Annotated in this window: 10 protein-coding genes; 7 read left to right on the forward strand and 3 right to left on the reverse strand. The window is 72.0% G+C overall.

Annotated elements, in window-relative coordinates; translation table 11 throughout:
* Nucleotide 1: 1 nt before the first annotated feature.
* The 3 genes from OG948_RS48500 to OG948_RS48510 all read left to right on the forward strand — a co-directional run bounded on the left by OG948_RS48500 (nt 2) and on the right by OG948_RS48510 (nt 3,029).
* Nucleotides 2-889, forward strand: coding sequence for a nitrilase-related carbon-nitrogen hydrolase (locus tag OG948_RS48500; RefSeq protein WP_331771426.1), 888 nt, complete (start codon nt 2-4; stop codon nt 887-889).
* A complete protein-coding gene (gene speB / locus OG948_RS48505) occupies nt 886-1,848 on the forward strand; it encodes an agmatinase (RefSeq protein ID WP_331771427.1) in 963 nt (320 codons plus the stop codon). The genes OG948_RS48500 and speB overlap by 4 nt, the downstream gene beginning before the upstream one ends.
* A gap of 209 nt (nt 1,849-2,057) precedes the next feature.
* Nucleotides 2,058-3,029 carry an aldo/keto reductase gene (locus OG948_RS48510; RefSeq protein ID WP_331771428.1) on the forward strand — a complete coding sequence of 324 codons (972 nt, stop codon included), beginning with the start codon at nt 2,058-2,060 and terminating at the stop codon, nt 3,027-3,029.
* A gap of 188 nt (nt 3,030-3,217) precedes the next feature.
* Here OG948_RS48510 and OG948_RS48515 read toward each other — a convergent pair whose 3' ends face one another.
* Nucleotides 3,218-5,524, reverse strand: a complete 2,307-nt coding sequence (locus OG948_RS48515; RefSeq protein WP_331771429.1) for a glycosyl hydrolase family 18 protein — start codon at nt 5,522-5,524, stop codon at nt 3,218-3,220.
* Nucleotides 5,525-5,883: 359 nt separating this feature from the next.
* Between OG948_RS48515 and OG948_RS48520 the strand changes: the two genes are divergently transcribed.
* Complete coding sequence (locus OG948_RS48520; RefSeq protein ID WP_331771430.1) at nt 5,884-6,408, forward strand: hypothetical protein; 525 nt, start codon at nt 5,884-5,886, stop codon at nt 6,406-6,408.
* Nucleotides 6,409-6,482: 74 nt separating this feature from the next.
* On the opposite strand, the gene OG948_RS48525 is transcribed toward OG948_RS48520, so the two are convergent.
* Complete coding sequence (locus OG948_RS48525) at nt 6,483-7,661, reverse strand: aminotransferase class I/II-fold pyridoxal phosphate-dependent enzyme (RefSeq protein WP_331771431.1); 1,179 nt, start codon at nt 7,659-7,661, stop codon at nt 6,483-6,485.
* Between the two features lie 145 nt (nt 7,662-7,806).
* On the opposite strand from OG948_RS48525, the gene OG948_RS48530 reads away from it, so the two are divergent.
* From OG948_RS48530 to OG948_RS48540, 3 genes are all read left to right on the forward strand, one after another.
* Nucleotides 7,807-10,365, forward strand: a complete 2,559-nt coding sequence (locus tag OG948_RS48530) for a DEAD/DEAH box helicase (protein WP_331771432.1) — start codon at nt 7,807-7,809, stop codon at nt 10,363-10,365.
* Between the two features lie 115 nt (nt 10,366-10,480).
* A complete protein-coding gene (locus OG948_RS48535; RefSeq protein WP_331771433.1) occupies nt 10,481-10,960 on the forward strand; it encodes a DUF2867 domain-containing protein in 480 nt (159 codons plus the stop codon).
* Between the two features lie 168 nt (nt 10,961-11,128).
* Complete coding sequence (locus tag OG948_RS48540) at nt 11,129-12,361, forward strand: styrene monooxygenase/indole monooxygenase family protein (protein WP_331771434.1); 1,233 nt, start codon at nt 11,129-11,131, stop codon at nt 12,359-12,361.
* Here the strand turns inward: OG948_RS48540 and OG948_RS48545 are convergent.
* Complete coding sequence (locus tag OG948_RS48545) at nt 12,331-14,007, reverse strand: NAD(P)/FAD-dependent oxidoreductase (RefSeq protein WP_331771435.1); 1,677 nt, start codon at nt 14,005-14,007, stop codon at nt 12,331-12,333. The two genes, OG948_RS48540 and OG948_RS48545, sit on opposite strands and share 31 nt — an antisense overlap.
* Nucleotides 14,008-14,162: the final 155 nt, after the last annotated feature.

Below are 14,162 nucleotides of genomic sequence, written 5' to 3' on the forward strand. Positions count from 1 at the left end.
CGTGACCGAGACCGTGGTGGCCTGCGCGCAACTCGCGCTGTCCGTCGGCGACGTGGCCGGCAATCGCCGCGCGGCGCTGGCCGCGATCGAGCGGGCCGCCGAGGCCGGGGCCGACGTGCTGGTCCTGCCCGAACTGGTGAACAGCGGCTACGTGTTGCGCGACGCGGCCGAGGCCGCGGCACTCGCCGAGCCGGTGGACGGGCCGACCGTGACCGGCTGGCAGGACGCGGCCCGGCGACACGACCTGATCGTGGTGGGCGGCTTCGCCGAGCGCGACGCCGACGGGGCGATCCGCAACTCGGCGGTCCTGGTCGACCCGAGCGGCGTACGGGCCCGCTACCGCAAGGCGCACCTGTGGGGCCGCGAGAGCGAACTGTTCGTCCCCGGGAGCGAGTTGCCGCCGGTGGTGGACACCAGCGTGGGGCGGATCGCGGTGGTGGTCTGCTACGACCTGGAGTTCCCCGAATGGGTGCGTACCGCGACACTGCGCGGCGCGGACCTGCTGTGCGCGCCGGTGAACTGGCCGTTCGCGCCCCGACCCGCCGGCGAGCGGCCGGCCGAGGACATCCGGGTGCAGGCGAACGCCGCGGTGAACCGGGTGTTCGTCGCCGCGTGCGACCGCGCGGGCCCCGAACGCGGCACCTCGTGGGTCGGCGGCTCGATCATCGTCGACCCGGACGGCTTCCCGCTCGCCGGTCCACCGGCCGAGGACGCCGAACACCTGCTGCTCGCCCGCTGTCGGCTCGCCGACGCCCGGGACAAGCGGATCGGCGCGCACAACGACGTGTTCGCCGACCGCCGACCGGAGTTGTACGCACCGATCGTGAACCCCGTCGCCGACCCCTACGCCTCCCTCGACGACCACACCGATGAAAGGACCGAGCGATGACCGGCGCCCCCCGAGGACCCATCGACGCCACGCGTGTACCCCGCTTCGCCGGCCCGGCCACCTTCGCGCGGCTGCCGCGCGCCGACGAGGTCGAGCACGTGGACGTCGCGGTGGTGGGCGTGCCGTTCGACAGCGGCGTCAGCTACCGCCCCGGCGCCCGGTTCGGCCCCGCGCACGTACGCGCCTCGTCCAAGCTGCTGCGGCCCTACAACCCGGCACTGGACGTGTCGCCGTTCGCCGAGCAGCAGGTCGCCGACGCGGGCGACATCGCGGTCAACCCGTTCGATATCAGCGCCGCGATCGCCGACCTGGAACAGGCCGCCCGCGCGTTCTCCGCGCGCGGCACCCGGCTGCTGACCATCGGCGGCGACCACACCATCGCGCTGCCCCTGCTGCGCGCGGTGGCCGCCGAGCACGGCCCGATCGCGGTGGTGCACTTCGACGCGCACCTGGACACCTGGGACACCTACTTCGGCGAGCCGTACACGCACGGCACGCCGTTCCGCCGCGCGTCGGAGGAGGGCCTGCTGGATCCGGCCCGCTGCCTGCACGTGGGCATCCGCGGGCCGTTGTACGGGCCCGACGACCTGCGCGAGGACGGCGTGTTGGGCTTCCAGGTCGTGCACAGCGACGACTACCAGGACGCCACCGTCGCCTCGGTGGTGGAGCGCATGCGCCGGCGCCTGGGCACCGGCCCGGTCTACGTCTCGGTCGACATCGACGTGCTCGACCCCGCGCACGCGCCCGGCACCGGCACGCCCGAGGCGGGTGGGCTGACCAGCCGCGAACTGCTCAACACGCTGCGCGGCCTGGTCGGCCTGAATGTGGTCGGCGCCGACATCGTCGAGGTCGCGCCCGCCTACGACCACGCGGAACTGACCGGCATCGCCGCCGCGCACGTGGGCTACGAACTGCTCTCCGTCCTGGCCCGCAACCGCCGCGACGGCCTCTCCGGCTGACCACGCGGACGCCCGCGTCGAGCCGGCGCCGAGGAGTTCGACGCGCGGGCGCGGCGACCGCTCACGGGGGCGGTCGCCGCGCGGGATATCTTCGTGATCGTCGCGGCCGGCGAGCGGGGACTCGCCGGTGCCACGCGGCAGGCGCGCACGGCGCGTGGGCGCGGCCCGCGGGGGGGCGTACGAGAGCACGAGGAAGAGGACGGCACGGGATGAAGTACGTGAAGCTCGGCAGCACGGGGTTGGACGTCTCGCGGATCTGTCTCGGCTGCATGAGCTACGGCGTGCCGGAGCGGGGCACGCACCCCTGGACGCTGCCCGAGGAGGCCGCCCGCCCGCTGATCCGACAGGCCGTCGAGGCCGGGATCAACTTCTTCGACACCGCGAACGTCTACTCGGACGGCACCAGCGAGGAGATCGTCGGCCGGGCGCTGGGCGAGTTCGCCCGCCGCGACGAGATCGTGATCGCCACCAAGCTCAACGGCCGGATGCGGCCCGGACCCAACGCGGCGGGGTTGTCCCGCAAGGCCGTACTGACCGAGATCGACAACTCGTTGCGCCGGCTGGGCACGGACTACGTGGACCTGTACCAGATTCACCGCTGGGACACCGCGACGCCGATCGAGGAGACCATGGAGGCGTTGCACGACGTGGTCAAGGCGGGCAAGGCCCGCTACATCGGCGCCTCCTCGATGTACGCGTGGCAGTTCGCCAAGGCCCAGTACACCGCCGAACGACACGGCTGGACCAGGTTCGTGTCGATGCAGAACCACCTCAACCTGCTCTATCGCGAGGAGGAGCGGGAGATGTTGCCGCTGTGCGCCGATCAGGGCGTGGGGGTGATCCCGTGGAGCCCGCTGGCCCGGGGCCGGCTCACCCGCGACTGGGGCGCGGACAGCGCGCGCAGCGAGACCGACGAGTTCGGCAGGACGCTGTACGGCGAGGCGGACCGGCCGATCGTCGAGGCGGTCGCCACGATCGCGGCCGAGCGCGGCGTCTCGCGTGCCCAGGTGGCGCTGGCCTGGATCGCGAGCCGGCCCGGGGTGACCGCGCCGATCGTCGGCGCGGGCAAGCCCGGCCACATCCAGGACGCGGTGGCGGCGCTGACGCTGACGCTGACCGAGGACGAGATCGACCGCCTGGAACGGCCGTACACACCGCGACCGGTCGCGGGTTTCGCCTGATCCGGACCCCCGGGGCGGGCGGTCGTACCGCTCGTACCTCGGGTGCTTCGGGAGCGGGGCCGGACACGGCCGTACCGCCGCCCGGAGGGGACCGGACGGCGGTACGGGATCGGACGTCGAGACGACTGTCCCGGCGTCGGCCTTGCCTGTCGTGTTGACTGCCGACTGCCGACTGCCGACTCCGCGCGCTACTTGAGTCCGTTGTCGAGCGCGGTGATCAGGGCTCCGTTAGCGGTGTCGCCGGACATCTCCCAGATCATCGCGCCGAGTAGGTTCTTGGATTTGAGGTAGGCCGTCTTCTTGGCGATCGACCACGCGTCGTCGAACGTCCACCACTGGCCGCCGGCCCCGGTATAGCCGTAGGTCGAGACGGATTGTTCGTCGTGGTAGACGGTCAGATTGGGCACGCCGGCAAGGAGGTTCGAGTAGCCCCTGGTCCCCGCCTCCTCGGCGAACTGGCCGGGTGCCGCCCCGCCGGCCGCCTGCCATTCGCCGTGCGCGCCGCCGTCGGCGACGGCCTGCCAACCTCGGCCGTAGAACGGGAAGCCGATGGTCAGCTTGCGCGGATTGACGCCGGCGTCGGTGTAGATCTTCACCGCGTCGTCGATGCTGAAGTGGGTCGGATACGGGTCCTGCGCGTCGGTGTACAGGTTGGCCTGGTCACCGGTGCGGTTGGGCTCCCACGAGTTGTCGCTGCCCGCGCCGTGGAAGTCGTAGCCCTGGACGTTGGCGACGTCCAGGTAGTCGAAGATCTTCGAGACGTCCCAGCCCTGGTTCACCTTGACCGGGTCGGCCGGGGTGAACGCGGTCAGCAGCTTGCGCGGACCGGCGGTCGCGTCGAGTTGCTTGCGGAACTCGGCGAGCAGCAGGGTCAGGTTCTGCTTGTCGTTGACGTTGTAGTGGTTGCCGGCGTGGCCGTCGGGCGAACCGGGCCACTCCCAGTCCACGTCGATACCGTCGAAGATGCCGGCGCCGGTACCCGGGCCGCCCGCGCCGTTGTAGACCGGCAGGTCGCCCTTGATCCAGATGTCGATGCAGGACTTGACCAGCTTCTGCCGGGACGCCTCGGTGGCCGCCGCGTCCGAGAAGAACTTGGAGTACGTCCAGCCGCCGAGCGAGACGACCACCTTCAAGTGCGGGTACTTCGCCTTGAGTTGCTTGAGTTGGTTGAAGTTGCCGCGCAGCTTGGCCCAGCCGTCGTCGGCCACCCCGTTGACCGATTGCGCGGCCGACATCGGCCGGGCGTAGTCGGCGTCCGCATCGCCCGCGCCGGTGCCCTGGTCGGGGTCCTGCGGGTTGGCGGTGGTGCCCTTGGTGACGCCGGCCATGCAGGTCAGGTTGACCGGATCGATGTTCTCGAACGCGTAGTTGATCACGTCGAGCTTGGCCGCCGAGCCGGAGGTGTCCAGGTTCTTCACGAAGTACTGGCGGCCGTAGATGCCCCACTGCACGAAGTAGCCGACCCGCAGGTTCTTGCCCGTGCCGGCGATGTCGTCGGTGGTGACGTCGAGCGCGTTGGACGCGGGCGAGGCGTTGTCCGCGGCGTCTCGGGCCTTGACCGTGAAGGTGTACCTGGTGACCGGGGACAGCGCCTCGATCGTGGCAGCGGTGGTGCCGGCCGGGACGGTCTTGGCCAGGGTGCCGTCACGATAGACGTCGTAGGCGGCCACGCCGACGTTGTCGGTCGACGCGGTCCAGGCCAGCGCGACGGTGGAGGAGGTCTTGCCGGTGCTGCGCAGGGTGCCCGGCGCGGTCGGTGGGGTCGGATCGCTCGCCGGGTCCACGGTGGTCACCGTCGTGGGCGGGCCGAGCGGGCCGAGGTTGCCCCGGGTGTCCTTGGCCCGGACCGCGTAGGTGTACGCGGTGGCCGGGGTCAGGCCGGTGAGGGTGGCCGAGTTGGTCGGCACGGTCGCGACCGTGTTGCCGCCCGAGACCACCTCGTAGCCCGCCACCGGGTAGTCGCCGCCGGTCGCGGCGCTCCAGCCGAGTGCGATCGTGCGCGCGGTGACGGTGGTGGCTCGCGGGGCGCCCGGCGCGGAGGGCGGGACGTCGGGCGAGCCGTCGCACTTGTCGCCGTTGACGGTGCAGTGCAGGGGTGGCCCGGCCGGGCCGTTGCCGATGAACCAGTAGCTGAACGGGTCGGTGCTGCCGCCCGCCGCGATGGTCCCGTTGTAGTAGGCGTTCTTGACCGAGACGTGGCTTCCGGTCACCGTGGCGTCGCCGTAGTAGTTGCCGGTCACGGTGACGCCGGCGGGCAGGTCGAACTCCAACTGCCAGCCGGTCACGGCGGCGGTGCCACCGTTGTGTACGACGTAGGTGCCCTTCCACCACGAGCCGTTGTCCTGGATGGAGAACGTCGCGGTGAGCTTGCCGGCGGCCTGGGCGGAACCTGCGGACAGCCCGGTGAGTACGGCCGGCGGCAGGACGAGGACGGCGAGCAGGGCCAGGGCCCGGCTGCGGAATCGGCTGCGGAATCTGCGTTTGTGAGGGGACATGGCTCTCTCCCTGTGTGCGTGGTACAGGGCGGTACGGAACCGTGCACGCGCGCGCCTCACCGGGGTGATCACGATCGTCGATGTGGGACATCGACCGTGATCCGAAGCAGTCGCATGGCAGATTGGTCTGGACCAAAATGCCTCTTGGAAGGTAATTGGTCTGGACCAGGACGTCAACAGCCGAAGTCCGTTGCGAACGGGAGCCGTTGGGGGCCGCTGGATGCGCACGGACCGGACGCGGGCAGGGAGGCGAGCCACCGACGCAGGCGGGTGCGGTCGTGAGCCGGGTGGTTGGACTACCGTGTCGGTGTCGGGACCGAACGTGTCGCGACGAAACGTGCGAGAACGGGATCGGATCGTTGAGCGAGGAAGAGCCGAATCGACCGCGGGACGCCGACGAGAGGTTCGAGCGGGTCCGGGTCGGACACGTGTTGCGCACCGAGCCGCACCCCGACGCGGCCGGGCGCTCGGGCGCCGACGCCGATCCGGACGCCGCCGAGGTGCTCGCTTGGTGTACGTGCCTGCTGTGGCGGTCGCGCCTGCCGTGGCCGGCGCACGAGCACCGGCGCGCGTTCGACGAGCACCTGACCCGGGTCCGCCGGGCCGTCCGGGTCCTGCCCGCCGACCTCGTCGACGGCCGGTTCGCCTACCTGCCCTGCGTGGACGAGGGCGCCGCGCTCGCGGTCGCCGCGACCTGGATCGACCTGGGCAGCGCCCGCAGCCGCCTGTTCCTGGACGGCACGGGCGTGGTGATCGCGTTCGCCGACGTACAGTTCCCCACCGAGATCGCGCTGTGGGCGCTGCGCAACGACCATGCCGACCCGTCCGCCGCCTACCTCCTGCACGCGTTGGAGTACGCCGCCCGGCAGCGCCCACCGCAGTGAGCGTGCCGGTTCGGCGCCCCAGGCATTGAAGACACTCCCTGGGGCCGCGCCGGGGCAATGTTGCCGGTCAGGGCCTAGGCCCGGATCGAGGCCGCCATCCGGGCGACCGCCTCGGTGAGGATGTCGGGGTGGGTGGCCAGGTTGAATCGGGCGTGCCCCGCGCCGCCGGTGCCGAAGTACGTGCCGCAGCTCAGGGCGACCCGACCCTCTTCCAGGAAGCGTGTCGCCGGGCTGTCGCCGAGGCCGAGTTCGCGGCAGTCCAGCCAGGCCAGGTAGGTGCCCTGGGCCGGGGTGTAGCGCACGCTCGGCAATCGGTCGGCGAGCAGTTCGGCCAACAGGCGCCGGTTCTCGTCGAGTCCGACCAGGAGTGCGTCCAGCCACCCGACGCCGTCGCGCAGTGCCGCGGTGTGCGCGATCACGCCGAGGTGGCTGCAACCGTCCCCCGCCTCCGCGGGCATCCGGGCCAGGTCATCGGCGGCGGCCGGACCGGCCACCGCCAGCGCGGCCTTGAGCCCGGCCAGGTTCCAGCCCTTGGAGGCGGACATCAGCGACAGGCCGTTCTCCGCGCCGGGCACGCTCAGGTATGGCACGAACACGTCCGGCGAGGCCAGCGGCGCGTGGATCTCGTCCACCACGACCCGCACCCCGTGTTCGGCGGCCAGCGCCGCCACCGCGGTCAGCTCCGCCTCGGTGTGCACGGTGCCGGTCGGGTTGTGCGGGTTGCACAGCAGATAGGCGACCCGCTCGCCGCTCGCGCGGGCCTCGCGGAAGGCGGCCGCCAGGACGTCGAGGTCGATCCGGTGATCCGTGCCCAGCGGGGCCTCGACGACCTGCCGGTCCATGTGCGTGACGAACGCATAGAACGGCGGGTACACCGGCGAGTTGACGATCACCCGACCGCCGGGGTCGGTGACCAGCCTGAGCATCTCGACCACACCGAGCATCACGTCCGGCACGATCGCGGTGCGTTCCACCGCGAGGGTGTGCCAGTCCCAGCGCTTGGCGGCGAAGTCGGACAAGGCCCGGGCGTACGCGGTACCCGTGGCATAGCCGGTGTCGCCGAGGCGGACCGCGTCGATGATCGCCTGTGCGACCGGCTCGGCGAGCGGGACGTCCATCTCGGCGACCCACACCGGCAACACGTCCTCCGGGTACACCCGCCACTTCTCGCTGGTGCGCTGCCGCAGCTCGGCGAGCGAAAGCGCGCGCAGCGGGTTGACGTGCTCGGGTATGTGCCGCGGCGGACTCTCCATGGATCCCACCATAGGCGAGGCGTCCGGCGAGGTCGCAGCGTGTCGCCGGGGCACGTCGGGCGTGCGCCGGCCACAGCCGGTGCGGTCGCCCGGCGCCGTCGGGGGATTCGCCCACCGAAGTCGGCACCGGCCGGCAGGATGCTCGGTGTCCGGCCTCAAGCCGGACGACGGGGCGGTGATGAACCGGATGACGGAATGCTCTTTCGCCGAGTTCGTGCGCACGGCGACGGGATCGGTGCCGTACGCGTATCAGGAGACCCTCGCGCGGGACGACCTGCCGCAGGTGTTGTGCGTGCCGACCGGGTGCGGGAAGACGGTCGCGGCCGTATTGCCTTGGTTGTGGCGCAGGTTGGCACATCCCAGGTCCGCCGTGCGCCGGGCGACGCCCGGCCGGCTGGTCTACGTGTTGCCGCTGCGCTCCTCGGTCGAGCAGACCCGTCGGCTGATCGGCGCCTGGATCGAGCGGCTCGGCCACGCCGCGGAGGTCGACGTGCACGTGTTGTCCGTCGGGGCCGAACCCGAGGTCGACGACTGGCAGGTGCGGCCGGCCCGGCCGACCGTCCTGATCGGCACCCAGGACCTGGTGTTGTCCCGCCTGTTGATGCGCGGCCACGGCGAAGGGCGGGCGTCCTGGCCGTTGTCGTTCGGACTGCTGCACGCCGGCACCCGGTTCGTCTTCGACGAGCCGTACCTGATGGGACCGGGATTGGAGACGTCGGCGCAACTCCAGGGTCTGCGCGACGAGTTGGGCACGGTGGGCGGGTCGTCGACGATGTGGATGACGGCGATGCCCGATCCGTCCCGGCTGGGCACCCCGGACCACCCCACGGTGGCCCGTGTGGTGAACGCCCTGGACCTGCCCCTCGACGCCGAGTTGGCCCGGCGCCTGGAGGCGGTACGCACGATCGAGTTCGCCGCCATGCCCGCGATTCCCGAGTCCTACCCTGCGGCGGTGGCCGAGGAACTGCTCCGCCGGCACCGGCCGGGGACACGAACGATGGCGGTCCTGAACACGGACGAACGAGCCGACGCGGTACGGGCGGCGCTGGACGTCCTGGCGACCGGACGGGCTTTCGCACCCGAGGTGCTCGGCCTGCACGCGCGCTTCCGCCCACCCGAACGCGCCGCCCTGGTCGAGCGGTTGGCCGAGGAGCCGGGGCCGGCCGGGCAGATCGTGGTGACCACCCAGGTCGTCGAGGCCGGCGTGGATGTCACCGCGCGGGTGCTGCTGACCGAGGTGGCCCCGTGGCCGTCGATCGTGCAGCGGGCCGGGCGGTGCAATCGCGACGGCCGTGAGCCGGACGCGCGCCTGGTGTGGACGTGGCCGCCGGTGGACCGGGCCGGCGGGGCCGGGCACGTGCCCTACGCCGGTGCGGATCTGCGCTGCGCGGCACGGGCGTTGACCGATCTGGAGGGGCACGCGGTGACCACCGCCCGGTTGCCGCGGATCGCGGTGGCGACGGGCGCTCCGGTACGGCACGTGTTGCGGCGTGCGGATCTGATGCGGCTGTTCGACACGCTGCCGGCGCCGGACGCCGACGAAGCGGGGGCCGACGAGGTGGCCCGCTGGATCCGGGACGACGCCGACCCGCACGTCGCGGTGGCGTGGCGGCACTGGCCGGCCGGCCGCCCCGACGAGCGCGAGCCGTACCCCCGCCGGGTGGAGATGTGCCCGGTGCCGGTCGCCGAGGTGGCCGAGGCGCTGGCCCGCCGGCCGAGCGGGTGGTGGACCTTCGATCGGGCCGGGGGATGCCGGCCGTTGACGCCGGCCGACCTGCGACCGGGCGCGGTGGTGTTGGCCGCCGCCGAAGTCGGGTGCTACCACGTGGCATCGGGCTGGGGGAGCCGGCACCCGGGGCCGGTCCCGGTCGTCCGCCTCGACAACGGCCACCGCGACGACGGCCTTCGCGACGACGGCCTCCCGGCCGACGTCGAGCGGCCCGAGGAGCCGTGCGCGGAGCGCTGGGTGGACCTGCCGCAACATCTGGCCGACGTCGAGCGCGACGTGCGTACGGTGGCCGCCGAGCTGGCCGAGACGGGGTTCGTGATCCCCGGACACCTGGTCACGTCCGCGGCGCTCGCCGGGCGGTTCCACGACCTGGGCAAGGCGCATGCCGCGTTCCAGGCGATGTTGTGCGACGACTGCCCGCCCGGCGCCGAACCACCGGGGCCGGGCCCATGGGCGAAGTCCGGCCACGACCGGGGCACGCACTCGCGCGCACACTTCCGGCACGAACTGGTCTCCGTGCTCGCCCTGTTGCACCCCGAGGTCCACCTGCTCACCGGCGTGCCCGACGCGGATCTGATCACCTACCTGGTCGCCGCGCACCACGGGCAGGTCCGGGTGTCGATCCGGCCGATGCCGGACGAGGTGGAACGAACGGTGCCGCGCGTGCTCGGCGTCGAGACCGGCGACCGGTTCGGCCCGGTCGAGGTGCCCGGCGACCGCCGGGTGCCCGCGATCGTCCTGGACCCGACCGTGCTCCTCGCGGGCGGCACGCACGTCGATCCCCGCGCGGGCGCCTGGAGAGCCCCGGACGCCTCGCGTGCCCCGGGCACGTCCGCGGCCTGGACCGCGCGGGTGCTCCGCCTGTGCGACGCCCCGGGACTGGGCCCCTTCCGCCTCGCCTTCCTGGAGGCCCTGGTCCGGGTGGCCGACCGTCGGGTCAGCCGCTCCTACTGCCGGCCCGCGCCGCCGCCCTGACCACTTCCATCGCCCCCACCGGCCCCTCGTCGTCGATGGTGTGCCGATGGATTCGGCCCCGGACGCCCCGGTTAGGATCGATCCCGCCGGATCGTCGTCGAAGGGAGGGCCGCGCGTGAGCACCGACCGCGCGCGACGGGTCGAAGTACCGTCCGACCTCCCGTCCGAACCGGACCTGACGGACGCCCACTACACCTCGGCGTTCGAGCTGCCCACCCCGACGGCACGCTCGTGGACGCCCGAACAATGGGCCCGCGCCGTGTTCGAGGGCGCCCCGCTCGCCCTGCGCGGCGTGCTGCTCACCGGATGGACCGCGGTGCTGCGCCTGCGGTTGGGCCCGTGGCCCTCGCCGAAGCACATCCTGGGCCGGCCGATCGCGGCGGCCGACGCCGACTCGATCACCGTGACCGCCCGCTCGCGCCTGATCACCGCGTACAACATCGTGCTCGTGCGCGACGCGAGCGTCGTGTGGACCACCGTGGTGCGCTTCGAGCGGCCCGTCGTGCGCCCGATCTGGGGCGCCGCCGCGCCGATCCACCACCTGACGATCCCCTGGCTGCTCCAACGCGCCCGCCGCGACGCCCCGCCCGCCTAGGCCCTGTCCGGCGGATCAGGCCTCGCTCGACCAAGCAGCGTCGGCATCAGCCGTGTTCGCTGCCCAGCCGCAGGCGCGATCAGGTCCGGGATACCGAGGGCGCCCGTCCGGGCACAGGATGCGTGGCCATAACATGCATTCGACCGTGAACCGGAAGGAGCGTCATCCGTGCGCAGGATCCTCGTCGTCGGTGCCGGCCACTCCGGGCTTCAGCTCGCGTTGGGGCTCCAGGACCATGGCTACGACGTCACCGTGATGACCGAGCGCACACCGGAGGAGATCCGGGCCGGCCGGGTCAGCTCGACACAGATGATGTTCCCGTCGCAACTCGCCCTGGAGGCAGCGCAGAACCTGGACCTGTGGGACGACCAGGTACCCAAGCTGCCGCACACCGGGTTCACCATCCCCGGGCCGGACGGTGTGCCGTTCGTCGACTGGCTCGGCGACATGGGCGGGTCCGAGTCGGTCGACCAGCGGCTGAAGATGTCCACCTGGCTGGAGCTGTTCGCCCAGCGAGGCGGCCACGTGGTGCTGCATCCGGTCTCGGTCGGCGACATCGACTGGTACAGCGGGAACTACGACCTGGTGATCGTCGCGGCGGGCAAGGGCGAACTGGTCACCATGTTCGACCGCGACCACGAGCGCTCGGTGCACACCGTTCCGCAGCGCCGGCTGGCCGTGTCCTACCTGCACGGCGTCACGCCGCGCCCGGAGGTCGGCCGCCAGGCGGTGCACCTGAACGTGATCCCTGGACTGGGCGAGTTGTACTACCTGCCCGGCCTCACGCTGACCGGGCCGTGCGAGATCGTGCTCGTCGAGGCGATCCCGGGCGGTCCGTTCGACCTGTTCACCGGCGTTCGTGACGCGCAGGAACACTGGGCGCTGACACTGGAGTTGATCCGCGTGTACGCGCCGTGGGACTACGAGCGCACGCGCGCGGCCGAGTTGACCGACGCGCTCGGCGTGCTCAGCGGCGCCTTCACCCCCGTGGTGCGCCGCCCGGTGGCGGAACTCCCGTCGGGTGGGCTCGCGTTGGGCATCGCGGACGTGGTGGTGGCGAACGACCCGATCAGCGGTCAGGGTGCGAACAGCGCGGCCCGCGCGGCGGCGGTGTACCTGGCCGCGATCGTCGAGCACGGCGACAAGCCGTTCGACCGGGACTGGATGCTGGACACCTTCGAGCGGTTCTGGGCGTACGCCCGCCACTCGGTGAAGTTCACCACCGCGCTGCTCGCGCCGCCGCCCGAGCATGTGGTGCGGTTGCTCGCGGCGGGCAACGACAACCGGCACGTGGCGGATCGGGTGGCCCGCGCCATCGACACCCCGGCCGACTTCGAGAACTTCCTGTACGAGCCGGACCGGACGGACGCCTATCTGCGTGAGGTCGGGGCCTTGAACTGATCGGCCGTCGGGCTCGGAGGGGTCGCCGTACGGGCGAAGCGCATGCCGCGATCCCGGAGCGAGCCGTGCCTGAGCATCAGCACGTCGCGCGGGTAGTTCTGGTGCAGCCGCCACGGCGGGGTCGGCCCCTGCTTGGGCAACTTCGCCGCAGCGCGCAGCACATAGCCGGACTTCAGATCGATCAGCGGCTCCAGCGGCGTGTCGGCCGAGGGGGCCTGCGGCAGGCACACCCGATAGCCGTGCGCGTCCATGTGGTTCAGCAGTCGGCAGACGTACTGGCTGACCAGGTCGCATTTGAGCGTCCAGGAGGCGTTGGTGTAGCCCAGCGCGAGCGCGAAGTTGGGCACGCCGGAGAGCATCATGCCCTTGTAGGCCACCGTTTCGGACAACTCGACCGGGGTTCCGTCGACCCGCAGCGTCATCCCGCCGATGGCGAGCAGGTTCAGACCGGTCGCGGTCACCACGACGTCGGCGGCCAGTTCGGCGCCGGAGTTCAGCCGCAGGCCGGTCTCGGTGAAGCCGGCTATGGTGTCGGTGACGATCGAGGCGCGTTCGCCGGAAAGGGCGGTGAACAGGTCGCCGTCGGGGACGAAGCACATCCGCTGGTCCCACGGGTCGTAGCGCGGGGCGAAGTGGGTGTCCACGTCGTAGCCCTCGGGCAGTCGGCGGATCGCGTCCTTGCGCAGCAACGACCTCATCAACGCCGGTGCCCGGCGCGAGACTTGGAACGCGAGCATGGCCATGCCGACGTTCTTGGCCCGGATCAGCGGACAGGCGAACCGATCCGGCAGCACCCGGCGCAATCGTGCGCCCAGTACGTCGCGCGAGGGCAGCGCCATCACGTAGCCGGGCGAGCGCTGGAGCATGGTCACGTGTGCGGCCGTGCGGGCCAGCGACGGGACCAGGGTGACGGCGGTCGCACCGCTGCCGATCACCACCACCCGCTTGTCGGCGCAGTCCAAGTCCTCGGGCCACGCCTGCGGGTGCACGACCCGACCGGCGAAGTCGTCCAGGCCGGGGAAGTCCGGGGTGTAGCCCTGGTCATAGCGGTAGTAGCCGGTGCACACGACCAGGAACGAGCAGGTCAGCTCGACGCTTTCGGTCGCGCTCCCACGCTCCCGAGTCGTGGTCCCACCCGGCTCCCGAGTCGTGGTCCCACCCGGCTCCCGGGCCGCGGCCCCGCCCGGCTCCCGAGTCGTGTTCCCACTCGCGTTCCGGGCCGCGGTCCCGTCCGGGTCGTGCTGCCGGTCCACGCCGGTTTCGCCGCCGGTGGGCGTACGTTCGGCCCGGACCGTCCAGCGGGCCGTCTCGCCGGACCACTCGGCGTCGAGCACCCGGTGACCGAAGCGCACCAGGTCGTCCACGCGGTGCTCGCGCGCGGTGTCGCGTATGTAGTCCCGGATCGCCGCGCCGTCGGCGATCGACTCGGCGGCGGTCCACGGGCGGAAGGAGTACCCGAGCGTGTGCATGTCCGAGTCGGAGCGGATCCCGGGGTAGCGGAACAGGTCCCAGGTCCCGCCGATCGCGTCGCGACCCTCCAGGATCAGCACGGACTTGCCCGGCGATCGCTCGCGCAGGTGACACGCGGCCCCTATCCCGGAGAGTCCGGCACCGACGATCAGGACGTCGACGTGTTCCGTGGCCATGCCAGTCCCCATTTCGCGACCGGGCGCCGTCGAGGGCACCCGGGACCGGGCGGTGCGTACGACACCCCGGACCACACGCCACGAACGACACGCGCGCCTGCCGGGTGATGATGGCCCGGCCACGTTATCGACGTGCTGTCGATCCGGTCAACACA

It is taken from the genome of Embleya sp. NBC_00888 (assembly GCF_045207655.1).
Taxonomy (GTDB): Bacteria; Actinomycetota; Actinomycetes; order Streptomycetales; family Streptomycetaceae; genus Embleya.